Annotated in this window: 29 protein-coding genes; 13 read left to right on the top strand and 16 right to left on the bottom strand. The window is 65.5% G+C overall.

Translation table 11 applies throughout. The features are described from left to right. Positions 1-64: 64 nt before the first annotated feature. The 3 genes from OEW28_RS13155 to OEW28_RS13145 all read right to left on the bottom strand — a co-directional run bounded on the left by OEW28_RS13155 (position 65) and on the right by OEW28_RS13145 (position 2,603). Positions 65-1,327, bottom strand: a complete 1,263-nt coding sequence (locus OEW28_RS13155; protein WP_263735226.1) for a vWA domain-containing protein — start codon at positions 1,325-1,327, stop codon at positions 65-67. A gap of 9 nt (positions 1,328-1,336) precedes the next feature. After that, positions 1,337-2,209: an AAA family ATPase gene (locus tag OEW28_RS13150; protein WP_263735375.1), complete on the bottom strand. Its 873-nt coding sequence runs from the start codon at positions 2,207-2,209 to the stop codon at positions 1,337-1,339. 142 nt (positions 2,210-2,351) lie between these two features. After that, positions 2,352-2,603 carry a DUF167 domain-containing protein gene (locus OEW28_RS13145; RefSeq protein WP_263735225.1) on the bottom strand — a complete coding sequence of 84 codons (252 nt, stop codon included), beginning with the start codon at positions 2,601-2,603 and terminating at the stop codon, positions 2,352-2,354. 112 nt (positions 2,604-2,715) lie between these two features. Between OEW28_RS13145 and OEW28_RS13140 the strand changes: the two genes are divergently transcribed. The 4 genes from OEW28_RS13140 to OEW28_RS13125 all read left to right on the top strand — a co-directional run bounded on the left by OEW28_RS13140 (position 2,716) and on the right by OEW28_RS13125 (position 6,132). Next, positions 2,716-3,816, top strand: coding sequence for a class II histone deacetylase (locus OEW28_RS13140; protein WP_263735224.1), 1,101 nt, complete (start codon positions 2,716-2,718; stop codon positions 3,814-3,816). A 16-nt stretch (positions 3,817-3,832) separates the two neighbouring features. After that, positions 3,833-4,771 (top strand): ornithine cyclodeaminase family protein, encoded by a 939-nt coding sequence (locus OEW28_RS13135; protein ID WP_263735223.1) that lies wholly within the window; start codon positions 3,833-3,835, stop codon positions 4,769-4,771. Between the two features lie 90 nt (positions 4,772-4,861). Continuing rightward, positions 4,862-5,440 carry a nitroreductase family protein gene (locus OEW28_RS13130; protein WP_263735374.1) on the top strand — a complete coding sequence of 193 codons (579 nt, stop codon included), beginning with the start codon at positions 4,862-4,864 and terminating at the stop codon, positions 5,438-5,440. Beyond that, a complete protein-coding gene (locus OEW28_RS13125) occupies positions 5,437-6,132 on the top strand; it encodes an EI24 domain-containing protein (RefSeq protein ID WP_412174799.1) in 696 nt (231 codons plus the stop codon). Before OEW28_RS13130 ends, OEW28_RS13125 begins: the two co-directional genes overlap by 4 nt. Positions 6,133-6,144: 12 nt before the next feature. Here OEW28_RS13125 and OEW28_RS13120 read toward each other — a convergent pair whose 3' ends face one another. Together OEW28_RS13120 and mce are read right to left on the bottom strand one after the other, a co-directional pair. After that, complete coding sequence (locus tag OEW28_RS13120) at positions 6,145-6,423, bottom strand: DUF1467 family protein (protein ID WP_263735222.1); 279 nt, start codon at positions 6,421-6,423, stop codon at positions 6,145-6,147. After that, positions 6,423-6,827 (bottom strand): methylmalonyl-CoA epimerase, encoded by a 405-nt coding sequence (gene mce, locus OEW28_RS13115; protein WP_263735221.1) that lies wholly within the window; start codon positions 6,825-6,827, stop codon positions 6,423-6,425. Before mce ends, OEW28_RS13120 begins: the two co-directional genes overlap by 1 nt. 156 nt (positions 6,828-6,983) lie before the next feature. Here mce and OEW28_RS13110 point away from each other — a divergent pair, with 156 nt between their 5' ends. Then, positions 6,984-7,688, top strand: coding sequence for a response regulator (locus OEW28_RS13110; protein ID WP_263735220.1), 705 nt, complete (start codon positions 6,984-6,986; stop codon positions 7,686-7,688). Here the strand turns inward: OEW28_RS13110 and OEW28_RS13105 are convergent. After that, a complete protein-coding gene (locus tag OEW28_RS13105) occupies positions 7,685-8,404 on the bottom strand; it encodes a GNAT family N-acetyltransferase (protein WP_263735219.1) in 720 nt (239 codons plus the stop codon). The genes OEW28_RS13110 and OEW28_RS13105 overlap by 4 nt on opposite strands. Positions 8,405-8,771: 367 nt before the next feature. Beyond that, complete coding sequence (locus OEW28_RS13100; protein WP_263735218.1) at positions 8,772-9,539, bottom strand: hemerythrin domain-containing protein; 768 nt, start codon at positions 9,537-9,539, stop codon at positions 8,772-8,774. A gap of 84 nt (positions 9,540-9,623) precedes the next feature. On the opposite strand from OEW28_RS13100, the gene OEW28_RS13095 reads away from it, so the two are divergent. Next, positions 9,624-10,559 carry a LysR family transcriptional regulator gene (locus OEW28_RS13095; protein ID WP_263735217.1) on the top strand — a complete coding sequence of 312 codons (936 nt, stop codon included), beginning with the start codon at positions 9,624-9,626 and terminating at the stop codon, positions 10,557-10,559. Here OEW28_RS13095 and aspS read toward each other — a convergent pair. Then, entirely contained in the window at positions 10,531-12,312 is a 1,782-nt protein-coding gene (aspS, locus tag OEW28_RS13090) for an aspartate--tRNA ligase (protein ID WP_263735216.1), read from the bottom strand. The two genes, OEW28_RS13095 and aspS, sit on opposite strands and share 29 nt — an antisense overlap. A gap of 172 nt (positions 12,313-12,484) precedes the next feature. Here aspS and OEW28_RS13085 point away from each other — a divergent pair, with 172 nt between their 5' ends. The 3 genes from OEW28_RS13085 to carB all read left to right on the top strand — a co-directional run bounded on the left by OEW28_RS13085 (position 12,485) and on the right by carB (position 18,495). Next, positions 12,485-13,780 (top strand): glycosyltransferase family 87 protein, encoded by a 1,296-nt coding sequence (locus OEW28_RS13085; protein ID WP_263735215.1) that lies wholly within the window; start codon positions 12,485-12,487, stop codon positions 13,778-13,780. 4 nt (positions 13,781-13,784) lie between these two features. Then, positions 13,785-15,089, top strand: a complete 1,305-nt coding sequence (locus tag OEW28_RS13080; protein ID WP_263735214.1) for a glycosyltransferase family 87 protein — start codon at positions 13,785-13,787, stop codon at positions 15,087-15,089. 76 nt (positions 15,090-15,165) lie between these two features. Then, positions 15,166-18,495, top strand: a complete 3,330-nt coding sequence (carB, locus tag OEW28_RS13075; RefSeq protein ID WP_263735213.1) for a carbamoyl-phosphate synthase large subunit — start codon at positions 15,166-15,168, stop codon at positions 18,493-18,495. Between the two features lie 113 nt (positions 18,496-18,608). Here the strand turns inward: carB and OEW28_RS13070 are convergent, their stop codons facing one another. Beyond that, the gene (locus tag OEW28_RS13070; protein WP_263735212.1) at positions 18,609-19,070 is read right to left on the bottom strand and encodes a hypothetical protein; all 462 of its coding nucleotides are present in this window, start codon (positions 19,068-19,070) and stop codon (positions 18,609-18,611) included. Positions 19,071-19,368: 298 nt separating this feature from the next. Here OEW28_RS13070 and OEW28_RS13065 point away from each other — a divergent pair, with 298 nt between their 5' ends. Then, entirely contained in the window at positions 19,369-19,959 is a 591-nt protein-coding gene (locus tag OEW28_RS13065; protein ID WP_263735211.1) for a thymidine kinase, read from the top strand. A 4-nt stretch (positions 19,960-19,963) separates the two neighbouring features. Here the strand turns inward: OEW28_RS13065 and OEW28_RS13060 are convergent, their stop codons facing one another. The 7 genes from OEW28_RS13060 to OEW28_RS13030 all read right to left on the bottom strand — a co-directional run bounded on the left by OEW28_RS13060 (position 19,964) and on the right by OEW28_RS13030 (position 23,829). Beyond that, the gene (locus tag OEW28_RS13060; RefSeq protein WP_263735210.1) at positions 19,964-20,260 is read right to left on the bottom strand and encodes a hypothetical protein; all 297 of its coding nucleotides are present in this window, start codon (positions 20,258-20,260) and stop codon (positions 19,964-19,966) included. Between the two features lie 103 nt (positions 20,261-20,363). Beyond that, entirely contained in the window at positions 20,364-20,570 is a 207-nt protein-coding gene (locus tag OEW28_RS13055) for a hypothetical protein (RefSeq protein ID WP_263735209.1), read from the bottom strand. A gap of 60 nt (positions 20,571-20,630) precedes the next feature. Further along, positions 20,631-21,584, bottom strand: a complete 954-nt coding sequence (locus OEW28_RS13050) for a 2-hydroxyacid dehydrogenase (protein ID WP_263735208.1) — start codon at positions 21,582-21,584, stop codon at positions 20,631-20,633. Beyond that, positions 21,585-21,920 (bottom strand): tRNA-binding protein, encoded by a 336-nt coding sequence (locus OEW28_RS13045; RefSeq protein WP_263735207.1) that lies wholly within the window; start codon positions 21,918-21,920, stop codon positions 21,585-21,587. It lies immediately after the preceding gene. Then, complete coding sequence (proC, locus tag OEW28_RS13040; protein WP_263735206.1) at positions 21,917-22,729, bottom strand: pyrroline-5-carboxylate reductase; 813 nt, start codon at positions 22,727-22,729, stop codon at positions 21,917-21,919. Before proC ends, OEW28_RS13045 begins: the two co-directional genes overlap by 4 nt. 64 nt (positions 22,730-22,793) lie before the next feature. Continuing rightward, the gene (locus OEW28_RS13035) at positions 22,794-23,297 is read right to left on the bottom strand and encodes a type III secretion system chaperone family protein (RefSeq protein WP_263735205.1); all 504 of its coding nucleotides are present in this window, start codon (positions 23,295-23,297) and stop codon (positions 22,794-22,796) included. A gap of 256 nt (positions 23,298-23,553) precedes the next feature. Beyond that, complete coding sequence (locus OEW28_RS13030; protein ID WP_263735204.1) at positions 23,554-23,829, bottom strand: accessory factor UbiK family protein; 276 nt, start codon at positions 23,827-23,829, stop codon at positions 23,554-23,556. Positions 23,830-23,936: 107 nt separating this feature from the next. Here OEW28_RS13030 and lgt point away from each other — a divergent pair, with 107 nt between their 5' ends. Genes lgt through pgeF form a run of 3 tightly spaced genes read left to right on the top strand, consistent with a single transcriptional unit; the run spans position 23,937 to position 26,643 of the window. Then, complete coding sequence (lgt, locus tag OEW28_RS13025) at positions 23,937-24,815, top strand: prolipoprotein diacylglyceryl transferase (protein WP_263735203.1); 879 nt, start codon at positions 23,937-23,939, stop codon at positions 24,813-24,815. Beyond that, positions 24,812-25,891, top strand: coding sequence for a class I SAM-dependent methyltransferase (locus OEW28_RS13020; protein WP_263735202.1), 1,080 nt, complete (start codon positions 24,812-24,814; stop codon positions 25,889-25,891). Before lgt ends, OEW28_RS13020 begins: the two co-directional genes overlap by 4 nt. Beyond that, on the top strand, positions 25,888-26,643 hold the full coding sequence (pgeF, locus tag OEW28_RS13015) for a peptidoglycan editing factor PgeF (RefSeq protein ID WP_263735372.1): 756 nt from the start codon (positions 25,888-25,890) through the stop codon (positions 26,641-26,643). The genes OEW28_RS13020 and pgeF overlap by 4 nt, the downstream gene beginning before the upstream one ends. Positions 26,644-26,647 lie beyond the last annotated feature (4 nt).

Here is a 26,647-nt window from a genome sequence, read left to right as displayed (position 1 = left end):
CTCCGGTGACCAATATGAGCGCGGGTGCCGCCGATCGCCAGTAGCAAAAGGTCGGAGGCGCAAGCTAGGCATCGCGGTCCATCAGTCGCATCAGCCGGTCCTTTTCACCCCGGTCGCCGGTTTCCGAGATGGCGCGGCCAAGCGCCTCGAGCGTGGCGATGGAATGACCGGAGCGAAACGCATCGACGTGGGGCAGCATCGCGCGGATTCCACGCGCCCTGGGCACGAAGCCGTCCCACCGCAAGAGCGGGTTCACCCACACCATGCGGCGCGCCGAAAGATGCAGACGCTCCATTTCCCGCGCAAGGTCGGCAGCCGGATCCCGATCCAGACCGTCGGAGACCAGCAGCACGACGGCCCCCTGGCCCATCACGCGCCGCGACCAGTCGCGGTTGAACTCGTGCAGGCAGGAACCGATGCGCGTGCCGCCCTTCCAGTCCTGCGCCTCGGCCCCAGCTGCGGCAAGGGCTGCATCGACATCGCGCTGCGCGAGGTGCCGGGTGATGTTGGTAAGCCTTGTGCCGAAGGTGAAGGCGTGAACCTTTGCCCAGCCCGCCCCCTTGTGATTGGCGACGGCATGCAGGAAATGCAGGATCATGCGGCTGTACTGCGACATCGACCCCGAGATGTCGCACAGCACGACAAGGTTCGGCCAGCGTGTCCGGCGGCGGCGCATCGCAAGGTCGGAAACCTCGCCTCCCCGGCGCAGCGCGGCGCGCATCGTCGCGCGCCAGTCGGCCAACTGCCCGCGGGGGTCGGCCAGACTGCGGCGCGAAACGATGGGGCGCACGGGCAGCGACAGCCGCGCGATCATCCGCTTGGCCTCGGCGATCTCGGCGACCGACATCTGCTCGAAATCCAGCCTGCGCAGGCGCTCCTGCTCGGACTGCGTGCCGGTGGCGTCAACGTCGATCTGAACGTCGTCCTCGCGCCCGGTCTGGGGCGGTGGCGGACGCTCGACCCCGTCCAGCAACGCCTCGGCGGCGCGCTTTTCCGCAGCGGTCGCGACGCGTTGGTCCTGAACCCCGCTCAACGCGGGAAGAAGCAGGCTCATCATGTGTTCCAGGTATTGCGGATCCCGCCAGTAAAGCCGGAAGACCTGCGCGAAGACCGCCCGCTCCTCGGGGCGAGACACGAAGGCCGCGTGCAGGACCCAGTAGAAGTCGCGCCGATCGGTGAAGCCGGCAGCCTCGACCGCGCGGATCGCATCGACCACGCGCCCCGGCCCGACCCTCAGCCCGGCCTTGCGCAGCGCGCGGGCGAAATGGGTGATGTTGTCGGCAAGCCGCCCGTTTTCCGGAATGTCGAGGAACCGGCCCGCGGTCATTCCCGGCCCTCAGACAGCCGCCAGGTCGGCCCGCACCTGGTCGAGGATCTTCTTGGCGGGGGAGCCCGCGATTTTCTGGATGTCATCCTGGTATTTCAGGATCGCGCCCAGCGTATCGGCGATGACCTCGGGCGACAGCGCGATCACGTCAAGCGCAAGCAGGCACTTGGCCCAGTCGATCGTCTCGGCGACGCCGGGCTTCTTGAAAAGATCCTCGGTCCGGAGCTTCTGAACGAAGGCCACGACCTCGCGGCTCAGCCGTTCCGTCGCTTCGGGCGCACGGGCATGGACGATCTCGATTTCCTGATCGAAACCGGGATAGTCGACCCAGTGGTAAAGGCAGCGGCGTTTGAGCGCGTCATGCACCTCGCGCGTGCGGTTCGAGGTCAGTATGACGATCGGCGGTTCCGGCGCCTTGATCGTGCCGAGTTCCGGGATCGTGACCTGGAAATCCGACAGCGCCTCAAGCAGGAAGGCCTCGAAGGGTTCGTCGGTGCGGTCAAGCTCGTCGATCAGCAGGACCGGCGCGCCGCCGGGCTGGGGGCGCATCGCCGCCAGAAGCGGGCGTTCGATCAGGTAGTCCTCGGTGAAAAGCTCGGACCGCAACGCATCGCGGTCCGCCCCGCCGCCCGCCTCGGCCGTGCGGATCGCGATCATCTGGGCGGCGAAATTCCAGTCGCAGACCGCCGAGGCGGCATCGAGCCCCTCATAGCACTGGAGCCGGATCAGCCGCCGACCCAAGGCCAGGGCGATGGCCTTGGCGATCTCGGTCTTGCCGACGCCTGCCTCGCCCTCCAGGAACAGCGGCCGCCCCAGTTTCAGCGACAGGAACACGACGGTCGCCAACGCGCGGCCGCAGACATAGTTCTGGCCCGAAAGCATGCGTTCCACGGCATCGATGGATTCAGGTAGGCGTGTCACGGTGCGCTGGCTCCCCCTCGCGGTGGCATCATGCTGGCACATCAGCCGATGCGGTCAAGCCTTGCGGTGATGGTCGGACATGCGACCAAAGGACGGGTTCCCGCTAGTCCTGGATGCGGAACACCTTGTCCCGGGCCGTCTGTCCGCGAACCAGAACCAGCCGGGATTTCGCCATGCCAAGTTCCGCTGCCAGCAGCTTGCGAACCGCCTCGTTCGCCTTGCCGCTTTCGGGCACGACGGTAACGTAGACGCGGATCGCGCCTTCTTCGACCACGACGGCGTTGCGCGACGCGCGCGGGGTCACGCGGACCGCGATTTCCGCGCCCGGACGGGCCATGCGCTTCAGATCATCCATCCTTCCTACCTGACACGACGCCGGGAAAATGCCAATCGTCCGGGCGGCCGCACGGGCTTGCGTCAGGGCGGTCGCTTCGGCCAAACTGCGCCCACCCCAAGCGGAGCCTGCGATGACCACCGCCTTTTTCACCGACGAGCGCTGCTTCTGGCATGGCGGCGGGAACTATGTGCTGACCGTGCCCGTCGGCGGGCTCGTCGAACCCGGCGGCGGACTGCCCGAGACACCCGAAACCAAGCGCCGCCTGCGCAACCTGATCGAGGTGTCCGGTCTTGCCCGCGAACTGGCCCTGCAGTCCGCTCCGGAGGCCACGCGCGAGGATTTGCTGCGCGTCCACCCCGCCAGTTACCTGGACGCCTTCAAATCGGCATCCGACGCTGGCGGGGGCGAGCTGGGATTGCGCGCGCCCTTCGGACCGGGCGGATACGAAATCGCGGCGCTGTCCGCGGGACTGGCCAAGGCGGCTCTTTTCGCCGTGCTGCGGGGTCAGGCGGACAACGCCTATTCCCTGTCGCGCCCGCCGGGGCATCACTGCCTGGCCGACTGGCCGAACGGTTTTTGCCTGCTCAACAACATCGCCATAGCCATTCGCGCCGCTCAGGCGGCGGGACTTGCTCGGCGCGTCGCCGTCATCGACTGGGACGTCCACCACGGCAACGGCACCGAGGCCATCTTCCTGTCGGACCCGGATGTCCTGACGATTTCGCTGCACCAGGACCGGAACTACCCGCTGGATACCGGCGGGGCCGAGGTGCGCGGAGAGGGCAAGGGCCATGGATTCAACATCAACATTCCGCTGCCCCCCGGCACTGGTCATGCAAGCTATCTTGAGGCGATGGAACGGATCGTGCTGCCGGCGCTGGCCCGCTTCCGGCCCGAGGCGATCATCGTGGCGTGTGGCTACGACGCCTCGGCCATGGATCCCCTGGGCCGTATGCTGGCCACGGCCGAAACCTTCCGCCAGATGACGCGGCAGGTCATGGCGGCGGCGCGGGATCTCTGCGGGGGACGGCTGATCCTCGTGCACGAGGGCGGTTATTCCGAACTGCACGTTCCCTTCTGCGGCCATGCCGCGGTTGAAGAGTTGTCGGGCAGTGCCGTTCGCGCCGCAGATCCGCTGGCCGAAACGCTGAAGAAGCGCCAGCCGGGGGCGGAATGGCAGGCGCATGTCTCGGCCCATATCGGCGCCCTGGCCGGCTACTTCCTGCCTTAGCCGGATGGACGGGGCCATGACCACCCGCATTCCGCATCTGGACGGCGATCGCCTTGAGGCGCTGGGGATCACGCCCGCAGCGGCCGTGGCGAGCATCGAACAGTGCATCCGGGGCGCTGCGGACGGGACGGTTCAGGCGGCCCCCAAGGCGACGATCCAGCCGCAGGACGGGCGCTATATAATGGCCACGCTCGCGGCGTCCGACGACCCGCCGGTCGTGGCGGTCAAGTCGCTGGTTCTGAACCAGGAAAACGCGGCCATCGGCCTGCCGCCGATCAACGCGATCGTCACGCTTCTGGACAGCCGTACGGGGCAGCCGCTGGCGACGCTCGACGGCAACTGGATCACCGCGATCCGCACCGCCGCGCTAAGCGCCTGCGCCGCGAAACGCCTGGCGCGGCCCGATGCGGCACGGGCGGCCTTCATCGGCACCGGCGTCCAGGGGAGGAGCCACCTCAAGGCATTCGCCTGGCTCTACGGCCTGTCCGAAGTCCGCGCCTTCGGCAGGGGCGCCGCCAACACCGGGGCGTTCTGCGATCTTGCCCAGGATCTTGGCCTGCAGCCGATCCTGGCCGCCAGCGCAGACGAAGCGGTGGAGGGCGCCGACATCATCGTGAGTTCGGTTCCGCATTCGGGCGACTTCGCGCCGCGCCTGGACGCCTGGCGCCTGGCCCCCGGAACCTTCGTGGCCATGGCCGATCTGGGCCGCGCGTGGGAGCCGTCAGGCCTTGGCGCTTTCGATCGGCTTTTCATCGACGATCTGGAACAGGAGGCGGCGATGGCTGCCCCCCTGGCGCCACGGGAAATGATCTCGGGCGATCTTGCCGGGCTCGTGCTGGACCGGGTCGAAGGGCGGCGAACACCGGCGGATAGAACCGCGTTCCTTTTTCGCGGCCACGCACTTGGCGACCTTGCCCTGTCCGTCGCCGCGTGGCAGCGCCACACTGCGCGATAGATTTCTTCGTCACCGGGCGCGATGCCGACAGGCCTTGACCCTGCGGCCCGCCCGTCCGACATGAAGACCCACGAACAAGGAGAGACGCCGATGCCCGCCCCCAATCCCGCCGCGATGGAGTTCTTCCTGACCCGCCGTTCACGGCCCGCCAAGATCCTGACCACGCCGGTGCCATCGCGCGAGGACCTGGTGCCGATCCTCACCGCCGCGGCCCGCGTGCCCGACCACGGCAAGCTGGAACCCTGGCGCTTCATCGTGCTGGAACGCGGCGCGCTGTTGCGTCTGGCCGAAGTGGCCCGTCGCCGCGGGGCCGAGATGGGAATGGAGCCCGACCGGATCGAAAAGGGCACGGCCCAGTTCGCCGACGCGCATCTTGCCGTGGCGGTGGTCAAGGTGCCGCGCGAGACGGTGAAAGTCCCCGAGATCGAGCAGACGCTGTCGGCTGGCGCCGTATGCCTGGGACTTCTGAACGCGGCGCTGGCATCGGGCTGGGGGGCGACCTGGCTGACGGGCTGGCACGTCCACGACAAAGCCTTCTGCAAGGAGGCGCTGGACCTGTCCGAGGGCGAGTGGGTGGCGGGAATGATCCACATCGGCACCGAAACCAACACGCCGCCAGACCGGCCTCGGCCCGATGTCGCGGCACTGACAACCTGGGTCTCGGCGTGATCTTCAGCGCTTTCCTCGCCGCTGTCGGTCAGCTTGGCGACCGCCGCTTCATGCGCGTTCTGCTTCTGGGCGTGGCGCTGTCGGTCGCGCTTCTGGCCGCCTTCTATGCGGGCCTGCTTCTGTTCTGGAACACATTCACGCCCGACACCCTCACGCTTCCGCTGATCGGAGAGGTCGACGGGCTTCACACGCTTCTTGGGTGGGGTTCGCTTCTGATCATGCTGATCCTGTCCATCTTCCTGATGGTTCCGGTCGCCGCCGCGTTTTCAGGCATCTTTCTGGACACGGTGGCGGATGCGGTCGAGGCGCGGCACTATCCCAAGCTTGCCCCCGCACCCAGGATCCCGATGTGGGATGCGATCATCGAGGCGGTGAACTTTACCGGCGTCCTGATCGCGGTGAACGTGCTGGCGCTGATGCTGTGGTTCACTGTGGGGCCGCTTGGGCCCCTGGTTCTGTGGGCGCTCAACGGCTACCTGATCGGACGGGAATACTTCCAGCTGGCGGCGATGCGGCGGATCGGCCGCCCCGCCGCGCGACAGCTGCGGCGGGATAATCGCCTGACGATCCTCGCCGCCGGGATGCTCATGGCAGCACCATTGACCCTGCCGATCATCAACCTGTTCATACCGGTGCTTGGCGCGGCGACCTTCACCCACATCTTCCACCGTCTGAACCAAAGGCGCGGATAGCGCTTCTGGCCCCTAGTTCGCGGGCGGGTCCAGCCGGCCGAACCAGTCAAGATCATGGATCGTCACCCAGCCCGACAGGATCACGCCCGCGATCGCCGCCCACAGGACGATGGTGATGAGCGTCGTGATCTTGGCCTTCTTCAGGATCTTTGCATCACTTGGTGCACTGGCGGGCGTGCCCGGCGTCACGTCGCCGGACTCAGCCTGGCTGCCGGGGCGAATCTGAAGAACGACATAGAAGACGATGAACCATATGACCGCGAAAAGGACGATGCCGCCGGTAAGGTTCATCAGACCTGCTCCAGTTCCACGAGGCAGCCGTTGAAATCCTTGGGATGCAGGAACAACACCGGCTTGCCGTGCGCGCCGATCTTGGGCTCCCCGGTGCCCAGCACGCGCGAGCCCTGTTCCTTCAGCTTGTCGCGCGCGGCAAGAATGTCATCGACCTCGTAGCAGATATGGTGGATGCCCCCGGCCGGGTTCTTTTCCAGGAAGCCCTTGATCGGAGAGTTTTCGCCCAGCGGATACAGCAGCTCGATCTTGGTGTTCGGCAGTTCGATGAAGACGACGGTGACCCCGTGGTCAGGTTCATCCTGCGGCGCCCCGACCGCGGCCCCGAGTGTTTCGCGATACTGCGCCGCCGCGGCCTCGAGGTCCGGAACAGCGATGGCGACGTGGTTGAGACGTCCGATCATGGGCAGGCTCCTTTCGCGCTTTGCAGTCCTTATGGGGCGCGCGGCGGTCGCGTGCAAGCGGCAGGGCGCCGCAGGGCCTGGGCCATACACGCGGCGTTTACCAATCGCGTCCGACACTCGGGTCGCGACTCGCACCCGGACCAGAGGAGGAACATGATGGCCGACGATCTTGACGCCTTCCAGCCGCTGCACCGCCCCGATGCCTCGGCCCCGCTGCGCGGACTGACCGTGCTGGTGCTCGAGGACAGCAGATTCGCCTCAGACGCGCTCAGGCTCATGTGCCTGCGCTCCGGCGCCCGTGTCCGCCGGGCCGATTGCCTCAGGTCGGCCGAGCGGCATTTGTCGTCGTACCGTCCCTCGGTCATCATCGTCGATCTGGGCCTGCCCGACGGGTCGGGACTTGACCTGATCCGGCGCCTGGGGTCGTTGGTCCCCCGCGTGCCGGTGGTTCTGGCGACAAGCGGCGACCCCATGCTGGCGTCCGCCGCGTGCGGCGCGGGCGCCCAGGGGTTTCTTTGCAAGCCGATTGAAAGCCTGGCGGCATTTCAGTCGGCAGTGATCAAGGCGTTGCCCCGTCACGCCCGCACTGACCGCAACACCATGCGCGATGTGGTCATCCGGCCAGACTCCATGGCCTTGCGCGAAGACCTGGCCCAGGCAGACGTCTACCTGGCGTCGGGGGTGACAGGCAGCCGACTTGACTACGTTGCGCAGTTTCTGGCCGGATTGGGCCGCAGCGCCCGCGACCGCGACCTTCAGCACGCGGCCGAAGCCTTGCGCGGCCTGTCGCCGGCCGAAACCGCAGCCCGTGTCGACGTGGTGCGCGGACTTGTTTCGGCAAGGCTTTGCGCTGGTGACTAGAGCGCGCGCGCCATTAGATCCCGGGTCACGAGGATGGGCGCCGTCAGCTCTGCGAGCGAGCGCTTCTGGCGCTGCGCGGCGTCGAAGTTGGCTGGGTCAAGCCAAGCTTCGTAAGCGGCGCGCAACGCGGGCCATTCCCTGTCGATCGCGGCGAACCAGGCGGTGTCTCGGTTGCGTCCCTTGATGACGGCCGCCTGACGAAACACGCCCTCATAGGTGAAGCCGAACCTTTCGGCCGCACGGCGCGACGCCAGGTTCTGTGCGTTGCACTTCCACTCGTATCGCCGATATCCCGCGCCGAAGACCCATCCCATCATGAGGAACATGGCCTCCGTGGCCGCCCGCGTCCGCTGCAGCGCGGGAGAAAACAGGATGTGGCCGACTTCTATCGAGCCTGCTTCGGGGGTGATGCGCAGCCAGCTTGCAACGCCCTCGGCCCGCCCGGTGTCAAGGTTGCGCACCGCGTAGAACCATGGATCCGCCTTGGCCGCCATGACCGCGACCCAGTCCGCATAGGCCGCCTCCGTCGCGAAGGGGCCATAGGGCATGTAGTCCCAGACCCGGTCGTCCGCGCGCGCCGCAGCATCCAGTTCTTGCGCGTGATCGACACTCAGCCGCTCAAGCCGGGCGTAGCGCCCCTCAATCGCCATGGGGCCGGGCCAGACAGGTGGGCGCCAGCCTTCGATCCGCTCACCGATATCGCGCGCCTGTGTCATCGCCGCCCCTTTCCGGAAACAATCAGATCAGATTCCTGCCGCATTTCTGAGGGAAAGTCCGATCAGGCACAAGCGAACTGACAGGTCGGGAGGATGCGGATGAAGCGACGCTTGCTTGATATCGTCGAAAAGCCGATCGTCGGCTGGGCCTTTTTCGCCATCAGCGCCGCGACCCTGGTGTTTTCCGTTCTGGCGACCACCGCCTCGGCTTTCTGATCGCGACAAGGGGACCGCACCCTGCACGGCGCGGTCCCTTGGTTCGGATCCCCCCCTTGGCCGCCCTGGTCGTCCTCAGCCGGTGGAAACTGCGGACAGAGGCCGGACTGTCGCCGCGCGCAGCCCGCGCAGATGTCCGGCGACGGGCGGGTCAGCACAGAGCAAGCTCCATCGCCTCCCAGTCACCGGCGCGCCAATCGGGGCCGACGATCGCGGAAAACAGGTCCGAAAATGCCGCTTCCGGCATCTGCGACTGCATTGCGCCGACCATCGCGACCCGCTCTGACCGGGATGCCGCACCAAGGATCAGTCTCAGGAAGCGCGCCATTTCGGCCGGCGGGATGCGAGTCACGATCGCCCCCTCGATCGCCATCACCTCATCATTGGTGAAGCTGCGCGCGATGCGGGGCATGAGTTCGGTTTCCTCCTCGTGCATGTGGCGCAGGTCGTCCGCCACGAACAACGCGAACCTCTGGTAGAGACGGCGCAACAGGGCCGCCCGTTCCGCCACGGGCGCCACGGCCACGGCCTCGGACATGCGGCGAAGCTCGGCAAAGGCGGCAAGATGGTCGTCATGGTCGTCCTCCGCATGAGCAGCGCCACCCGGCATCCGCGCCTCAAGCGCGGTGTGAATGGACTGGTTCTCGTGCGTCAGATGGCTTAGGCCCAGGTCCAGATGCGCCGAAAGCGCGCCCAGGGCCCGCATCAGCTGACCTTCGTTTTCGGCGTCCGCCTGCCCCAACGCGATCAGCATCCGCGCGTTGGCCAGTCGAATTCCCTTGTGAACGGCGTAGTAAAGATCGTGGGTCGCCACCTGATCGGCGGCCCGAATATCGGCGTTGGCATTCATGTCGCCCTCCTTTTCGCGATAGTGTTCCGGCGTCGCGGCCGGGATGAGTGCGAAATAGCGCCGTTGCATTCTTCGAGAAATTGCAGACAATCGGATTGTCTATCCGATAATTTCAGACAATAGAGGCGACCTTCCTTGGACCACCTGCGCGCCATGCGCACCTTTCTGCGGGTGCTGGATCTGGGCAGCTTCACAGCCGCCAGCCTTGATGCGGGCCTTGCCCCCGGTGCCGCGAGCCAGATCGTGAAAGAGCTTGAGGCGCATCTGGGCGTGTCGCTTCTTGTCAGAACGACCCGCAGCCTGCGCCCGACCGAGGAAGGCACCCGCTACGCCGCCCGCGCGCGCCTGATCCTTGCCGACGTTGCGGAGCTTGAGGATGAGGTCGGCGGGGCGGAGCGTCAGGTGCGCGGGCAGCTCCGCGTGCAGATACCCTCGGGATTGTCACGGATGCTGGCGGGCCCGGCGCTTGTCGCCTTTACCCAGCGCTACCCCGCCCTTTCGGTCGAGGTCGTCAGCGACAGCGGACTGCCCGACTTTCAGACCCGGCGCCTGGATGCCGCGATCTTCATTGGCGAACTGCCCGAGCGCGACGTCCTGCGCCGGTCGCTGGGACGCGTGCCCCTGATGGTCACGGCCGCCCCCGGCTACCTTGACCGTCGCGGTCGCCCCGCGACACCGGGCGACCTTTCCGCGCATGACTGCATCGGAATCCTGTCAGGCCAGTCAGGCCAGCGCCTTGACTGGCGGTTTCGCCGCGGCGGCGAAGACATTCACGTTCCCGTGCCAAGCGCGCTTGCCTTCGATTCGAGCGAGGCAGCTGTGGCCGCCGCCGTTGCCGGCGGCGGGCTCTTGCAGATGATCACATATCTTCTGGCAGAGGAAATGAGACGCGGCGCCCTGGTTCAGGTACTTGACGACTGGCTCTATCCCGGGCCCGAAATCTCTTTGGTCACACCTCGACTTGCGCGCAAACCGCGCAAGCTTCGCGTGTTCGAAGCGTTCCTGACCGAAACCGTGCGCCGCTACGGCCGCCGCTGGCGGATCGGGACCGAGCCCGGGATCACTCCTTCGGAAGAACCCGCAGCCTGAGTTCGCGCAGCTGTTCGTTGCTGGGTTCGCTCGGCGCGCCCATCAGAAGGTCCTCGGCCCGCTGGTTCATCGGGAACATGATGACCTCGCGTATGTTCGCGGTATCCGCCAGAAGCATCACGATCCGGTCGATGCCCGCGGCACAGCCACCGTGCGGGGGTGCGCCGTACTTGAACGCCTTGACCATGCCGCCAAAGCGCTTTTCGACCTCTTCATGCCCATAGCCCGCCAGTTCGAAGGCCTTGAACATGATTTCGGGCTTGTGGTTGCGGATCGCGCCCGACACCAGTTCGTAGCCGTTGCAGGCCAGGTCGTACTGGTAGCCCAGAACCTTGAGCGGATCGCCTTCCAGCGCTTCCATGCCCCCCTGAGGCATCGAGAAGGGGTTGTGGCTGAAGTCGATGCGGCCTGTTTCCGGATCTTTCTCATACATCGGGAAGTCGACGATCCAGGCGAACTTGAAGCTGTTTTCGTCCGTAAGCCCCAGTTCACGTCCGATCTCGGTGCGCGCACGCCCGGCGACGCCCTCGAATGCCTCGGGCTTGCCGCCAAGGAAGAACGCGGCGTCGCCCTCGCCCAGGCCAAGCTGCACGCGGATCGCCTCGGTCCGCTCGGGGCCGATGTTCTTGGCGAGCGGGCCAGCCGCTTCCATCCCCGAACCGTCTTCGGCCTTGCGCCAGAAGATGTAGCCCATGCCCGGAAGACCTTCCTTCTGCGCGAAGGCGTTCATGCGGTCGCAGAACTTGCGGCTGCCGCCCGTGGGGGCGGGGATCGCGCGGATCTCGGTCCCTTCGTTTTCCAGCAGCTTGGCGAAGATCGCGAAACCCGAGCCGCGGAAATGTTCGCTGACGACCTGCATCTTGATCGGGTTGCGCAGGTCGGGCTTGTCGGTGCCGTACCACAGCGCGGAATCGGCGTACGAAATCAGCGGCCAGTCGGGATCGACGCGGCGACCGCCGCCGAATTCCTCGAACACGCCCTGGATGACGGGCTGGACGGCGGCAAAGACGTCTTCCTGCGTGACGAAGCTCATCTCGACGTCAAGCTGGTAGAAGTCGGTGGGTGAACGGTCTGCGCGCGGGTCCTCGTCGCGGAAGCAGGGGGCGATCTGGAAGTAGCGGTCGAAGCCCGCGACCATGATCATCTGCTTGAACTGCTGCGGCGCCTGCGGCAGCGCGTAGAACTTGCCCGGATGAAGCCGCGAGGGCACCAGAAAGTCGCGCGCGCCCTCGGGCGAGGATGCCGTGATGATCGGCGTCTGGAATTCGTTGAAACCGATGTCCCACATGCGGTTGCGCAAAGACCGCACAACGTGCGAACGCAGCATCATGTTGCGATGCAGACTGTCGCGGCGCAGGTCCAGGAAACGATAGGTCAGACGGGTTTCTTCCGGGTAGTCGAGATCGCCGAAGACCGGCAGCGGCAGTTCTTCGGCCGCGCCCAGGACCTCGACCTCGGTCACATAGACCTCGATCTCGCCGGTGGGGATCTTGGGGTTCACCAGGCTTTCGTCGCGCGCCTTGACGCGTCCGTCGATGCGGATCACGGTTTCAGCCTTCATCTTCTCGATCGCTGCGAAGGCCGGGCTGTCGCCGTCGGCAAGCACCTGCGTCATGCCGTAGTGGTCGCGCAGGTCGATGAACAGAACCCCGCCGTGGTCGCGCACCCGGTGAACCCATCCCGCGAGCCGGACCGTCTGCCCGGCATGGGATTTGTTGAGATCGGCGCAGGTGTGGCTGCGATAGGCGTGCATGAGCGTCCCCTTTCAAGAGGCGAATTCCCGTGGTCCGCGCCGATACACATTGCGACGCGCACGAAGTCAAGGGCCGGGCGCAGTGTGGGCCTTGGCTTTCGGCATCAACCGGGCCACAGTGCGGTGCGCCCGGAACAGGGTCGCCCCCCGGCAAAAGATTGCGCGGAAGGACATGTGGCCAGAATTCATCCGCCGTCTTCTAGACCCCGTGCGGACCAATCGCACCCCGGCTGTCGCCCTGGTTTGCGCCTGGGGCGTGTTCGCGATCGTGACTCACTGGAATTCTCCGGCGTCGGATCTTTGGGGGCTTTACATGGCCGGCCACTTTCTGGCCGAGGGGAAGCCCGAGCTTGTCTACGCCGCCATTGCCAATTACTCGCATGGGACACCACCGGCTTGGCAGCCCGCGGTGGAAAGCCTGGGAATTCCGCACAATCTGGCGTTTGCGTATCTTTACCCGCCGATCTGGGCGTGGCTGGCATCGTGGGTTGTGCCCCTTGCGTCACCCCCAGCGTTTCACCACGGATTCCTTGTCCTGAACGTCTCGCTGATCGCGGCATCCGTCTTTCTTGCCCGAAGGATCTGCCGGCCGACGAACCTTTCGCTGTTCACATGGTGCTTTGCCGCTTGCCTTCTGGCGCAGATCTCCGTGTTCTCGCAAACCGCGCTGTTCTTCAACCAACCGCAGATCATCGTCACGTTCCTTGTGCTGCTGTCCTTCGAGCGACTGGTTGCGGGTGCCGACCGGACCGCCGGGGCCATTCTGGCCGTGGCGGCGGCTATGAAGCTTCTTCCCGGGGCGTTCCTTGTGATCATGCTCGTGGAAAAACGATGGCGCGCAGCGGGAGCTTTCGCCGTGACGTGCCTTGTGTTCGCCGGCGCGAGCCTGCTGATCACCGGCCCCGAGATTCATCGCGACTTCGCAGCCACTCTGGAAAAGGCTTCCGGCACGCTTCGCACCGTTCCGGCGAATGCCAGCGCGCAACTGGCACTGGCGGCGGTGCTTTCATATCTGGGTGTGGCGGACCCGAAGGTGTTGTCCGCAGTGGCGGGCACGCCTGTCTTTCACGCGATCTCCTGGTTCATGCGCCTGTTTCTGGTGGCGGGTTTCGCGCTCTTCGTGCGGCGCATGACGACCCTTCCGGACCAGCGCCGGATCGCGTTCCTGCTGCTTGCCCTGTCGGTTTTACTTACGCTGTCCAGTCCCATCGGCTGGCTTCATTACTACCTGCTTCCGCTTCTGCTGTTGCCGGCGCTTGTCGGCGTGCACCACGGGCGGGGCTGGATCTTGTTCTATGCGTTCGCGATAACGCTCACGTCCCAAAGCGTTTTCTCCTGGCTCGTTCTCGACCTGGGGCTGACATGGGAGTGGACCGCCACCGGTTTTACGGCGCTGTGGCTCGCCGTCCTGGCCGACCTCTATCGAATCGCGCACAAGCCCGCACCAATCCCACGCCCAACGATATGACCCCATGATCCCGACGCAGCCACATCAGACCGAAGGACGCCGGGCCAACGATTTGCGCCTGTGCTATCTGCTCCTCGCGCTCTGGTTCGCGCTGGCGCTGATTCAGCACTGGAACAACCCGTCCTCGGATCTGGCCCCGCTTTATATGGCTGGCCACTTCCTGGCAGAGGGGCGTCCCGATCTGGTTTACGCCGCACCGCCTGCGTTCTTCGGCGGAACCCCGTCGGCTTGGGAACCGACGCTTGCGGCGATGGGCAATCCCTGGCCCCACGCCTTTCCCTATATCTACCCCCCGATCTGGGCAAAGCTCATGTCCTTCGTGACGCCCCACATCGGACCCGTGACCTTCACCAAGGCTGTGATGGCGCTGCATGCTGCGCTGATGGCCGCGGGCGTCGCGGTCGCCGCACGTATCGCGCGGCCGGCGGGCATGCGCCCGCTGATCTGGGTCCTGATCTCGATCGCGCTGCTGGAAACGTCGGTCTTTTCGGAAACCGCGCTGCATTTCAACCAGCCGCAGATCACGGTGATGTTCCTCACGCTCTTGGCGTTTGAGCGGCTGCAGGCGGGACGGGAGCGCACGGCGGGCCTGCTTCTGGGGGTGGCGGCGGCGATCAAGATCCTGCCCGGTGTGTTCCTTCTCCTTTTGCTGTTCGAACGGCGCTGGCGGGCTGCCGCCACCTTCGCCCTGACCGTCGCGTCCCTTGTCGCACTGAGCTTCCTTTTGGCGGGCCCCGCGCTGCATGCCGATTTCCTGAAGGCATTCGACAGGATCGAAGGAACGCTGCCCGCTGTCCCCTCGAACGCATCGGTGCATGTTTCCATCCTCTTGCTGCTGGAACACGCGGGGCTTGTCACGCTTCCTCTGACCGATGCCGGAGCCTTCCTGTCGAGAGAGGATTTCCCGGCGCTACCGCTCGTCACATGGGGGGCGCGCTTGGCATTCCTTGCGGCGCTGGCCCTCTTTGCACGCCGCCTTTGGCCGCTTGAGCCGCGGCTGCGCCTTGCGCGCGGATTGCTCGTGCTGTCGATCCTGATCGCGCTGTTCAGCCCGGTCGGCTGGCTCCACTACTACGTGATCAGCCTTCTTCTCTTGCCTCAGCTGGCGGTTCTGGCCCCGCCGCGCATCGCCGCGCTGAGTCTGGTGGTGTTTGGCGCGATTTCCTCATCAACGCTCTACATCCAGTCGGTGCTGAGTTTCGGACTGGATTGGACGTTCATGAACATCTCGGTGGCCGCTTTGTGGTTCGCGGTACTGCTGCTTGTGTGGCGCTTCTCCGGCAAGGAACAGGCCGCACGAAGCGCCTGAATGCGCCATCCGCTCTTGCGCCCCGGCGCTTCTTGACTATAAACCCCGGCAATTTGCGCATGAGGGGTCCGGGACGATGCCGAAAAGAACCGATATCAAGTCGATCATGATCATCGGGGCAGGACCTATCGTCATCGGTCAGGCCTGCGAGTTCGACTATTCGGGCGCACAGGCGTGCAAGGCCCTGCGGGAAGAGGGCTACCGGGTGATTCTGGTCAACTCCAACCCCGCGACAATCATGACCGATCCGGGACTTGCGGACGCAACCTATATCGAACCGATCACCCCCGAGGTCGTCGCCAAGATCATCGAAAAGGAACGTCCGGACGCGCTGCTGCCGACCATGGGCGGGCAGACGGGTCTCAACACCTCGCTCGCGCTTGCTGACATGGGCGTGCTTGAGAAGTTCAACGTGGAGCTGATCGGCGCGAATCGCGAAGCCATCGAAATGGCCGAGGACCGCAAGCTATTCCGCGAGGCGATGGACCGCATCGGGCTGGAAAACCCCAAGGCGACGATCGTAGCGGCGCCGAAACTGCCCAATGGCAAGTATGACATCAACGCGGGCGTGGCGCAGGCCATCGGGGATCTGGAGCATATCGGCCTGCCCGCGATCATCCGCCCGGCCTTCACACTGGGCGGCACGGGCGGCGGCGTCGCCTATAACCGCGACGACTACGAAGCCATCGTGCGCTCGGGCCTCGATGCCTCGCCCGTGGCGCAGGTTCTGATCGACGAAAGCCTTCTGGGCTGGAAGGAATACGAGATGGAGGTGGTGCGCGACCGCGCGGACAACGCCATCATCGTCTGCTCGATCGAAAACGTCGATCCGATGGGCGTGCACACCGGCGATTCGATCACCGTGGCACCCGCGCTCACGTTGACCGACAAGGAATACCAGATCATGCGCAACGGCTCGATCGCCGTGCTGCGTGAAATCGGCGTGGAAACGGGCGGATCGAACGTCCAGTGGGCGATCAACCCCGCGGACGGCCGCATGGTCGTGATCGAGATGAACCCGCGCGTCTCGCGGTCCTCGGCGCTGGCATCCAAGGCAACGGGCTTCCCCATCGCGAAGATCGCCGCGAAGCTGGCGGTGGGCTACACGCTGGATGAACTCGACAACGACATCACCAAGGTCACGCCCGCAAGCTTCGAGCCGACCATCGACTATGTCGTCACAAAGATCCCGCGCTTCGCGTTCGAAAAGTTCCCCGGATCGAAGCCAGAGCTGACCACCGCGATGAAGTCGGTGGGCGAGGCCATGGCCATCGGCCGGACCATCCACGAGTCACTGCAAAAGGCGCTCGCCTCGCTTGAAACCGGGCTGACCGGCTTTGACGAAATCGCGATCCCCGGCGCGCCGGAACGCACCGCCATCGTCAAGGCGATCTCGGGCCAGACCCCGGACCGTCTGCGTCTGATCGCGCAGGCGATGCGTCACGGGCTCACCGACGAGGAGATCCAGGACGTCACCGCCTTCGACCCCTGGTTCCTGGCCCGCATCCGCGAGATCGTGGATACCGAGGCGCAGATCCGCAAGGGTGGCCTTCCGCTGGCTGCCGAGGGGCTGCGCAAGCTGAAGATGATGGGCTTCACCGACGCGCGCCTTGCCAAGCTGACCGGCCGCGACGAGGCGCAGGTGCGCCGCGCTCGGCGCAATCTGGGCGTTCAGGCCGTCTTCAAGCGGATCGACACCTGCGCGGCCGAATTCGAAGCTCAGACGCCCTACATGTATTCGACCTATGAAGCCCCCGCGATGGGCGATGTCGAATGCGAGGCGCGGCCGTCCGAGGCGAAGAAGGTCGTCATCCTGGGCGGTGGCCCGAACCGCATCGGCCAAGGGATCGAATTCGACTACTGCTGCTGCCACGCCTGCTTCGCGCTGACGGACGCGGGCTACGAGACGATCATGGTCAACTGTAACCCTGAAACCGTCTCGACCGACTACGACACCTCGGACCGGCTCTATTTCGAGCCGCTGACCCTGGAACATGTCCTGGAAATCCTGCGCGTCGAACAAGAGGCGGGCACGCTTCATGGCGTCATCGTCCAGTTCGGCGGCCAGACACCGCTGAAGCTTGCCAATGCGCTGCATGACGAGGGCATCCCGATCCTCGGCACCACGCCGGACGCCATCGACCTGGCCGAGGACCGCGAGCGGTTCCAGAAACTCCTGCATGACCTGAACCTGAAGCAACCCGTCAACGGCATCGCCTCCTCGGACGAGCAGGCCATTGCCATCGCTGAACGCGTGGGCTTCCCACTGGTGATCCGCCCCTCCTACGTGCTGGGCGGCCGGGCGATGGAAATCGTGCGCGACATGGACCAGTTGAAGCGCTACATCACAACCGCGGTGGACGTGTCGGGCAAGAACCCGGTGCTTCTGGACAGCTACCTGTCGGGCGCCATTGAGGTCGATGTCGACGCGCTCTCGGACGGAACCAACGTCCACGTCGCGGGCATCATGGAGCATATCGAGGAAGCGGGCGTGCACTCGGGCGACAGCGCCTGCTGCCTGCCGCCGCACTCTCTGACGGATGAAACCGTCGCGGAACTGAAGCGCCAGACCGTCTCGATGGCTTTGGCTCTGGGTGTCGTCGGCCTCATGAACGTGCAGTTCGCCATCAAGAACGGCGAAATCTTCGTGCTTGAGGTGAACCCGCGCGCTTCGCGTACCGTGCCGTTCGTGGCCAAGGCCACCGACAGCGCCATCGCCTCGATCGCCGCCCGGCTGATGGCGGGCGAACCGCTGTCGAGCTTCCCGGAACGCGAACCCTATCCGCAGGGCGTGGGCCCCGACACGCCGCTGCCCTATGCCGATCCGATGACCCTGGCCAACCCCAAGACCCCCTGGTACTCGGTCAAGGAGGCCGTGCTGCCCTTCGCCCGCTTCCCTGGCGTGGACACGATCCTCGGGCCGGAAATGCGTTCGACCGGCGAAGTCATGGGATGGGACCGTTCATTCTCGCTCGCATTCCTCAAGGCGCAGATGGGCGCGGGAACGCATCTGCCGGAAGAAGGCCGGGTGTTCCTGTCGATCAAGGACATGGACAAGACCGCAGAGATGGCCGCAGCGGCGCAGAGCCTGATCGATCTTGGCTTCGGGATCGTGGCAACCCGCGGCACCGCCGCCTTCCTGTCCGAAAACGGCGTCGAATCCGAAGTCGTGAACAAGGTCTACGAAGGCCGCCCGAACATCGTGGACCGCCTAAAGAACGGCGAGATCACCCTGGTCCTGAATACGACCGAGGGGGCGCAGGCCATCGCCGACAGCCGCGAGATCCGCGCGGTCGCGCTTTATGACAAGATCCCCTACTTCACCACCGCCGCCGCCGCCATTGCCGCCGTCCAGGCGATGCAGGCCCGGGGCGAGGGCTACGGGGTCAGGACGCTTCAGGGCTAAGCCACTGCTGCAATGGAATGAAAAGCGCTCGGATGATCCATTCGTCCGGGCGCTTTGCCATCCAGCCGGCGCAGCGTTCGCGCGATCCGGCGCAGTGCCTTGTCGGGCTCCCCTCAGGCGATCTCTTCCTCGAGGTGCAGCTTGATGTCCAGAAGCACACGCTGCATGGCGACGGTTTCGGCCAGCAGGCGCTTGGCCTCGTTGATCGAGATGCGGCCATCCTCGATCGACTGGTTGTATTCAGCCATCAGCATGGCGAAGCGCTGCGACAACGCGACCACGTCCGAATTGACCCCGCCGTTGCGGGTGTTGCGGCGGCTTTCCCCGTAGCTGAGCGTGACGCCCCGCAGGTCGGCCAGCGCGACGGTAACGTGCGGAAAGGACGCCGCCGCCTCGATCGCGGCCACCACGTCGATGGGCATGTAGCGGTCCGAATGTTCGGCATCGGCGGAATAGTAGCGCCCAAGCGTCGCCTTCGACTTGCCGCTCAGACCCGCCGCGGCCTCGATGCCGACATCCTTGACCAAGGCTTCGGTGTGCTTTTTCAGATAGTTGCCCATTGCCGACGGTTCCATGTGAGCCTTCCCTGTCTCTGTCATTCCCGCCGGAACGGGGAACTGGGTCCTTGCTTTCCCCTTAATCAACCCGATCACATTTGTCATTTGGAAAGAGTTCCACTGTAGGAACGGGGACGAGTTACCGGCGCTTCGGCACCGGTCCGGGCGGCTACCGCCCGAGCCATCTCGCCTGACAGGGTGAGGAGCGGCTGTAACGAGTGCCCGGCTCCCGGCGCACGACCCCTCGGCGCCGGGGCCTGTTTTTTTTGCTCCGCCGCCGCTTGCGGGCGCGATCATGGCAAGGCTATCACGGCGCATGGCCAAGCTCTATTTCCACTACTCCACGATGAACGCCGGGAAGTCGACGCTGCTTCTCCAGGCCTCCCACAACTATCGGGAACGGGGTATGGAAACCTATCTTCTGACCGCGCGCCTTGATGACCGCGCAGGAGCGGGCCGCATCGGCAGCCGCATCGGGATCGGCGAAGCGGCCGATACCTTCGATGCGTCGACCGATCTTGACCAGACGATCCGGGCGCGGCTTGCGCGGGGCGCGGTCGCCTGTGTCTTCGTGGATGAGGCGCAGTTCCTGACGCCCGAACAGGTCTGGCAACTGGCCCGCGCGGTCGACGATCTGGGCGTGCCAGTGATGTGCTACGGACTGCGCCTGGATTTCCGGGGACAGCTGTTCCCCGGCTCCGCCGCCCTGCTGGCACTTGCCGACGAGATGCGCGAGGTGCGCACGATCTGCCACTGCGGCAGGAAGGCGACGATGGTAGTGCGCCGCGGCCCGGACGGCCGCGCGCTGCGCGAAGGCGCGCAGGTGCAGATCGGCGGGAACGAGACCTATGTTTCGCTCTGCCGCCGCCACTGGCGGGAAGAGGTTGGAGACTTGACGGGGACGTGAGCGGTCAGCGCGACTCTCCCGCGCCAATGTTCCAGCCGGTATGCCAGTCCACGAGCGGGTTGTCCGTCCCGCGGTAGGAGATCACGATGCCGGCGTCGGTCTGGTGGGCGACGACGTAGAAGCTGGCGGCCGTGGCTTCGGCCTCCGTATTCGCGTCTGCCAAATTGAATGGAATTGATGCGCCGCCGACAGCAGCACTACCATTCGAAGCCTCACCAAGTCCGGAAACTCCCAGGTCGTTTCCACAATTGCATGAGTCAAGCGCAAGAAGTGAATAGAGTAGCCCGGTGGAAATGGTCATCTGGTTCTCCCGCAAATTCTCTGAAGACAGTCAAGAGACCAAAAGTTCGTCGCAGGTGGATTGTCCCACCCTCTCGGGCTTTCATTTTGCAGTGTCAGTGGGTTCATTTCGTCACATGGCCCAGATCGCATCGTCCGCCCCGGCGCGACCTCCAGCCCGTCCGCTTGTAGTGCCAGCCCATGCCCTCGAAGCGGAGGAGCATCTCTTGCCATCTCACCTCGCTGACCGATGACCCGGAGACCTCGCCCGACGGCGTCTCGACCGCCACGGTCATGTTCTGGCGCCAGTGGTAGCGTTCCCTGCAGCTCATTAGCATGAGGAGGAGGAGTAGGGCGATCAGGAGAAGAATGCGTTCACTGGGGCGGCTTCGTCAGACCGGGTTCGTTAGGTCCCGCCCCTCGGCGAAGGCGATGGCGTTGTCGAGCGCCATCATCCCCATCGCCGTCCTGACCTCAAGCGCGGCGGTGCCGAGATGGGGCAGGAGCGTGACGTTATCGAGCCGGATCAGCTCCTCTGGCACCTGCGGTTCGCGTTCATATACGTCAAGGCCGGCGCCGCCTATCCGGTTGCTCTGGAGAGCGGCAATCAATGCGGCTTCCTCCACAACGTCGCCACGGGCGATGTTGACCAGATGCGCGTGAGGTTGCATGGCGGCGATGGCGCCCTTGCCGATCAGGTGGCGCGTCTCCGCCCCGCCCGGCACGGCGATCACGACCACATCGGCGGCCGCCATCGCGGCCTCAAGCGTGGGCAGTTGGCGCGCGGGCACGCCCGCGTCGGCAACGGGCGATCGGTTGAAGAACACGACCTCCATCCCGAATCCATGGTGGCAGCGCCGCGCGATGGCCTTGCCGATCCGGCCCATGCCGATGATCGCGACCGTCTTGCCGGTGACGTGAAGCCCCAGCATCTGCGTTGGATGCCAGCCCTCCCACTGCCCCGAGCGGACCAGCCTTTCGCCCTCGGCCGCCCGACGGGCGGACATCAGGATCAGCATCATCGCGATGTCGGCCGTGGCGTCGGTGACGGCGCCGGGCGTATTGGTCACGGCAATGCCCGCGGACCTGGCGGCGGCCACGTCGATGTGGTTATAGCCCACCCCGAAATTGGCCAACAGCTTGCAGCGCCCGCCTTTCGCCGCAGCGAAGGTTTCAGCCCGGTAGATATCTCCAAGCGTGGGCAGCACGATGTCGTAACCTTCCAGCGCAGCCACGCATTCATCCTGGCTCATCGGGCGCGTTTCGGTCCGGTAGGTCATGTCGAAATGCGCGCGGGCGCGCTTGAGCACCGCATCGGGCAAGGGGCGTGAAACGAAGAGCTTCATTCAGAACAGCCTTCCACCCAGGGGCACGTCGTGGCCCGGCCCTATCAGGACGACCTCGCCCTCGGCGTCGGGAACGCCCAGAACCAGTACCTCGGACCGAACCGGTCCGATCTGGCGCGGCGGGAAGTTGACGACGGCAAGAACCTGGCGGCCGATCAGATCGTCGGGCGCGTAGTGTTTCGTGATCTGCGCCGACGACTTGCGTTCGCCGATCTCCGGACCGAAATCGAGCCAGAGCTTGAAGGCGGGTTTTCGCGCCTCGGGAAAGGGCTCGGCGCGGGTGATGCGGCCCACGCGGACGTCGACCTTGAGGAAATCGTCGAAGGTGATGGTCATTTGCCAAGCTCCCGTCCGCGTTCGGCGGCCGCATGGACGGCCTCCTTCAGAAGCGCGGGGAAGCCGCGATCCTCGTTCATCAACACGTCCAGCGCCGCAGCCGTGGTCCCGCCGGGCGAGGTCACGTTGACGCGAAGCTGTCCGGGATCCTCTTCGGCCGCCTCCGCCAGTGCGCCAGCGCCCGCTACGGTCGCCTTGGCCAGTTGCAGGGCAAGCGCAGGCGGCAGCCCCTCGGCGGCTCCCGCCGCGGCCAGGGTCTCGATCAGGTGAAAGACATAGGCGGGGCCCGAACCCGACACCGCCGTCACGGCGTCCATCTGGTGTTCGCCCTCAAGCCGAACAACCTGGCCCACGGCGGACAGAAGCGACCTGGCCAGCGACAGGTGCGATTCGGTCGCATGGGCGTTGCCGACGATGGCGGTGATGCCACGTGCAATCGCGGCAGGCGTGTTGGGCATTGCGCGAACGATCGGCGTTTGCGCGCCAAGAGCCGCCTCGAAGGTCGCGATGGTCGTACCCGCGGCAATGGACAGGAAAAGCGTCCGACCGCCACCCAGGGCGGCGATCGCGGGCAGTGCCTCGCCCATCATCTGCGGCTTGACCGCGATCAGAACGATGGCTGGCAACTCCGGCAGATCGGCATTCAGATGAACGCCCTGCGCCTTCAGCCACTCGGACGGATGCGGGTCCGTCACCCATACGCTGGCAGCGGGAAGACCGCCCTTCAGCCAGCCCGCAAGCATCGCCGAGCCCATCTTGCCGCAACCCAGAAGCACCAGCCCCCGGTCACGCACGGTTTCCATATCCATAGTCAGCCTCCCGTCGGTCGGGGCAGAGATTACCCGACCGGGCGGGAAGGAAAACCCGAAAAGCTCAGGCCCGTCCGTAGGCCTCGGCCATCGCCACGTCCATGGCGCGTTCAGGACTGTCGTCGCCCCAGCACGTCAGCTGAAACGCGGGATAAAAGCGCTCGCAGGCCGCCACCGCCTGACCGATCAGCCGGTCGATCTGCTCGGGCCCCGCCACCTGGCCACCGGCCAGGCACAAACCGTAGCGCCAGACCATCATGCGCTGTTCGCGCCAGTAGGTGAAGGCGCCAGACCAGACCATGTCGTTCGCGTGGTTCATCGCCTCGTAGAGCGCGGGCAGCTTTTCTGACGGCGGATCCATCTCGAACGTGCAGATCAGCCGCAGTGTTTCGTCGTAGCCCGACCAGGCAAGTGTTATGGAATATGTGCGCCACTGTCCCTCGACCGCCATGGCGATCTGGTCGTCGGCGACACGGTCAAAGTCCCATTCATGATGCTCTGCCAGTGTCTCGACGATGTCGATCGGATGCAGGTCGTCCGTTGAAAGAAAGTCTTCGGAAAGCGCCATGCCCGGCCTCTTTTGTTGCTAGCTCTTGATGGGCCAAGACCCACAAAAGCTGGGTACCCCCGCAAGGATCGGCGGTTGCCCGCTGCCGTCCTTACCAGATATGGTGGTGCCAAAGGCGGACTCTGTAAAGCGCTATTTGCAGTTGTCCCCATGAAAGAGCAAAGCCGGCGGACAAAATCCGCCGGGCGGGATTGTTTCCACAGGCTTTTCCACAAGATCGCGCGACGCGCGGTCTTGGCACGCCGATTGGCGGGGCTCAGGCCTTCTTGGAGCTGGCCTTGGGGGCTGGTTTCGCGACACCTTCCAGTGCCTCGATCCGCGCCTTCAGCGCCTCGTTCTCCTCGCGCGCCTTCTGCGCCATGGCGCGGACCGCGTCGAACTCCTCACGCGTGACGAAGTCGCGATCGGCAAGCCAGCGGTCCATCCAGCCCTTCATCGCCGTTTCGGCCTCGGTCCGGGCACCCTGGGCAACGCCCATCGCATTGGTCATCAACTTCGACAGATCGTCGAGGAACTTGTTCGAACCCTGCATGTCGGCAACCTTCCCTTCCGGCGCGGATGCGGCCTATATGGCCACGGGCGACGGAAAGCTCAAGCAGATCGTCGCCGCAGCCCTGACCGGGCCAATAAGGAGTGAGGATGCAGGCCGCGATCGAGTTCCCCAATATCTCGAACGAAATCTTTTCGTTCACCGTCTTCGGCCTGACGCTGACGCTCAGATGGTATGCGCTGGCCTACATCGCGGGCATCCTTGCGGGCTGGCGCATCCTGCTTGCGCTCATGCGCCGCCCCCGGCTTTGGCCAGGAGACAGGGCGCCGGTCGAGGCCAACAAGGTCGAGGATCTGCTGACCGCCGTCATCCTCGGCATCATCCTGGGCGGGCGGCTTGGCTACGTTCTTTTCTATCAACCGGCCCATTTCATCGAGCACCCGGCTGATATCGTGAAGGTCTGGGAAGGCGGCATGTCCTTCCACGGCGGGTTTCTGGGCGTGGTCGCCGCGGGGGTCTGGTTCTGCCGCCGGCATGGCGTTCCGGTCCTGCAACTGGCCGACGCCATGGCGCTGGTCGCGCCCATCGGGCTGTTCCTTGGCCGCCTTGCGAACTTCGTCAACGCAGAGCTTTGGGGCCGTCCGACGACCCTACCGTGGGGCGTGATCTTTCCCGGAGACGCCGCTCAGGATTGCCCCGGCATTACGCCCGGCCTCTGCGCGCGCCACCCCAGCCAGCTTTACGAGGCGGGGATGGAGGGGCTGATCCTCGGCCTGATCCTTCTGGCGCTGTTCCGCCGCGGCGCGCTGAGGCACCCCGGCCGCATCACCGGCGCCTTTCTTCTGGGCTACGGCGTCGCGCGGTTCCTGGTGGAGTTCGTTCGGCAAGCCGATGCGCAGTTCATCACGCCGCAGAATCCCTGGGGCCACGTCATCAACTGGGGCAGCCTGGGCCTGTCGATGGGGCAGCTCCTGTCGTTGCCGATGATCGCCTTTGGCGTCTGGCTTCTGGCAAGGTCGCGCAGGTGAGCCCCCTTGCGCCGATCCTCGCCGCGCAGATCGCGACCGAAGGACCGATGAGCCTTGCGGATTTCATGGCCGCCTGCCTGCTGCATCCGCAGCACGGTTACTACGCAACGCGCGACCCGCTGGGGCGGGCGGGCGATTTCACCACCGCACCTGAAATCAGCCAGATGTTCGGGGAAATGCTGGGGCTCTGCCTGGCGCAGGCCTGGGTGGACCAGGGCCGACCAAGCCCCTTCCTTCTGGCCGAGATCGGCCCGGGCCGCGGCACGCTGATGTCCGACGTCCTGCGCGCGATTCGCGCAGTGGCGGGGATGGCGGATGCGGCTCAGGTGCACCTTGTTGAAGCCTCGCCGGTTCTCAGGTCGCGCCAGCGCGAAAGGCTTGGCGGAGCGGCTGAATGGCACGCGACCATCGAAAGCCTGCCCGACGGCCCGCTGTTCCTTGTTGCGAACGAGTTCTTCGACGCCCTGCCGATCCGCCAGTTCGTCCGCCATGGCAGGGGCTGGTGCGAACGCCAGGTTGGCCTGTCCGACGGCCGGTTGACCCTTGGCCTTGGTCCGGAAACACGGTTCCCGGCGCTGGCGCATCGGATTGCCGACACGGTCGATGGCGATATCGTCGAACTCTGCCCCGCGGCCGGGCCGATCGCGGCGGATATCGCGGACCGGATCGCCCGCTTCGGCGGCGCGGCCCTGGTCATCGACTACGGCGGCTGGCATTCGCTGGGTGACACGTTCCAGGCCGTCCGAGGCCATCGCCCGGTCGATCCTCTTGTTGATCCCGGTGACGCCGACCTGACGGCGCATGTCGACTTTGAAGCGCTGGCGATGGCGATGCGCGATGCGGGCGCGGCGGTCACCCGGATGACGCCGCAAGGCGTGTTCCTGGAGCGGCTTGGCATCACCGCGCGGGCGCAGGCGCTTGCACGCAAACTTCGTGACGCTGCGCTGGCCGAACATGTCGCGGCCCATCGCCGCTTGACCCACCCCGAGGAAATGGGCGAGGTATTCAAGGTGATCGCCTGCCACCCGACCGGAACGCCGGCGCCAGCCGGATTGGATGTCGAACCGTGCACCTGACGCTTGAAATCCTGACCCATGATGCGCTCTCGCCGCTGCGGCACGGCTTTTTCACGCGCAAGGGCGGGGCGTCATCGGGGATCTTTTCAGGACTGAACTGCGGATTCGGGTCATCCGATCAGCGCGAGGCCGTCGCCCTCAACCGTTCGCGCGTCGCCTCGGCACTGGATCTTGCACCGCCCGCGCTTGTCGGCGCGCACCAGGTCCATTCTGCCGACGTCGTGACCGTCACGGGACCGCTGGAGGATCAACCCCGCGCCGACGCGCTGGTGACCCGGACGCCGGGCCTTGCGCTGACGGTGCTGACCGCCGACTGCCAGCCGGTTCTGTTCGCGGATGCGGATGCAGGCGTCATCGGCGCGGCCCATGCCGGTTGGCGCGGCGCGCTTCAAGGCGTGCTGGAAGCAACGATCGAGGCCATGGAACGGCTGGGCGCCGACCGGGGCCGGATCGCCGCCGTGATCGGACCATCGATCAGTCAGCGCGCCTATGAGGTCGGACCCGAGTTCCTGGACGCGTTCCTGGCCGAGAACGACCGCTACGACCGGTTTTTTGCGAGTGGCGATGGCGACCGGTATCTTTTCGACCTTCCGGCTTTTGGCCTTTCCCGCCTGCGCGAGGCAGGGGTCGGCCACGCCGAATGGATCAGGCACTGCACCTATTCCGACCCCGCCCGCTTCTATTCCTACCGCCGCTCGGTCCACCAGCACGAAGCGGATTACGGTCGCCTGATATCGGCGATCTGCCTGTAGGCGC

Source organism: Albidovulum marisflavi (assembly GCF_025751435.1).
Taxonomy (GTDB): Bacteria; Pseudomonadota; Alphaproteobacteria; order Rhodobacterales; family Rhodobacteraceae; genus Albidovulum; species Albidovulum marisflavi.
Note: the sequence above shows the minus strand (reverse complement) of the source record. Positions and strands in the feature narration are given on the sequence as shown.

Bases quoted from the DNA above. Each gene is read 5' to 3' on its own strand.
- OEW28_RS13110 (WP_263735220.1), top strand. From the start codon at position 6,984: ATGGCCGACGATCTTGACGCCTTCCAGCCGCTGCACCGCCCCGATGCC.
- OEW28_RS13070 (WP_263735212.1), bottom strand. From the start codon at position 19,070: ATGGAACCGTCGGCAATGGGCAACTATCTGAAAAAGCACACCGAAGCC.
- OEW28_RS13060 (WP_263735210.1), bottom strand. From the start codon at position 20,260: ATGACCATTTCCACCGGGCTACTCTATTCACTTCTTGCGCTTGACTCA.
- OEW28_RS13100 (WP_263735218.1), bottom strand. From the start codon at position 9,539: ATGCAACGGCGCTATTTCGCACTCATCCCGGCCGCGACGCCGGAACAC.
- OEW28_RS13120 (WP_263735222.1), bottom strand. From the start codon at position 6,423: ATGAACCTTACCGGCGGCATCGTCCTTTTCGCGGTCATATGGTTCATC.
- OEW28_RS13045 (WP_263735207.1), bottom strand. From the start codon at position 21,920: ATGACCATCACCTTCGACGATTTCCTCAAGGTCGACGTCCGCGTGGGC.
- OEW28_RS13065 (WP_263735211.1), top strand. From the start codon at position 19,369: ATGGCCAAGCTCTATTTCCACTACTCCACGATGAACGCCGGGAAGTCG.
- OEW28_RS13150 (WP_263735375.1), bottom strand. From the start codon at position 2,209: ATGCTTTCGGGCCAGAACTATGTCTGCGGCCGCGCGTTGGCGACCGTC.
- OEW28_RS13035 (WP_263735205.1), bottom strand. From the start codon at position 23,297: ATGGCGCTTTCCGAAGACTTTCTTTCAACGGACGACCTGCATCCGATC.
- OEW28_RS13030 (WP_263735204.1), bottom strand. From the start codon at position 23,829: ATGCAGGGTTCGAACAAGTTCCTCGACGATCTGTCGAAGTTGATGACC.
- OEW28_RS13085 (WP_263735215.1), top strand. From the start codon at position 12,485: ATGTGGCCAGAATTCATCCGCCGTCTTCTAGACCCCGTGCGGACCAAT.
- lgt (WP_263735203.1), top strand. From the start codon at position 23,937: ATGCAGGCCGCGATCGAGTTCCCCAATATCTCGAACGAAATCTTTTCG.
- OEW28_RS13055 (WP_263735209.1), bottom strand. From the start codon at position 20,570: ATGAGCTGCAGGGAACGCTACCACTGGCGCCAGAACATGACCGTGGCG.
- OEW28_RS13105 (WP_263735219.1), bottom strand. From the start codon at position 8,404: ATGACACAGGCGCGCGATATCGGTGAGCGGATCGAAGGCTGGCGCCCA.
- OEW28_RS13080 (WP_263735214.1), top strand. From the start codon at position 13,785: ATGATCCCGACGCAGCCACATCAGACCGAAGGACGCCGGGCCAACGAT.
- OEW28_RS13155 (WP_263735226.1), bottom strand. From the start codon at position 1,327: ATGACCGCGGGCCGGTTCCTCGACATTCCGGAAAACGGGCGGCTTGCC.
- proC (WP_263735206.1), bottom strand. From the start codon at position 22,729: ATGGATATGGAAACCGTGCGTGACCGGGGGCTGGTGCTTCTGGGTTGC.
- aspS (WP_263735216.1), bottom strand. From the start codon at position 12,312: ATGCACGCCTATCGCAGCCACACCTGCGCCGATCTCAACAAATCCCAT.
- OEW28_RS13135 (WP_263735223.1), top strand. From the start codon at position 3,833: ATGACCACCCGCATTCCGCATCTGGACGGCGATCGCCTTGAGGCGCTG.
- carB (WP_263735213.1), top strand. From the start codon at position 15,166: ATGCCGAAAAGAACCGATATCAAGTCGATCATGATCATCGGGGCAGGA.
- OEW28_RS13130 (WP_263735374.1), top strand. From the start codon at position 4,862: ATGCCCGCCCCCAATCCCGCCGCGATGGAGTTCTTCCTGACCCGCCGT.
- mce (WP_263735221.1), bottom strand. From the start codon at position 6,827: ATGATCGGACGTCTCAACCACGTCGCCATCGCTGTTCCGGACCTCGAG.
- OEW28_RS13145 (WP_263735225.1), bottom strand. From the start codon at position 2,603: ATGGATGATCTGAAGCGCATGGCCCGTCCGGGCGCGGAAATCGCGGTC.
- OEW28_RS13140 (WP_263735224.1), top strand. From the start codon at position 2,716: ATGACCACCGCCTTTTTCACCGACGAGCGCTGCTTCTGGCATGGCGGC.
- OEW28_RS13095 (WP_263735217.1), top strand. From the start codon at position 9,624: ATGCGCACCTTTCTGCGGGTGCTGGATCTGGGCAGCTTCACAGCCGCC.
- OEW28_RS13050 (WP_263735208.1), bottom strand. From the start codon at position 21,584: ATGAAGCTCTTCGTTTCACGCCCCTTGCCCGATGCGGTGCTCAAGCGC.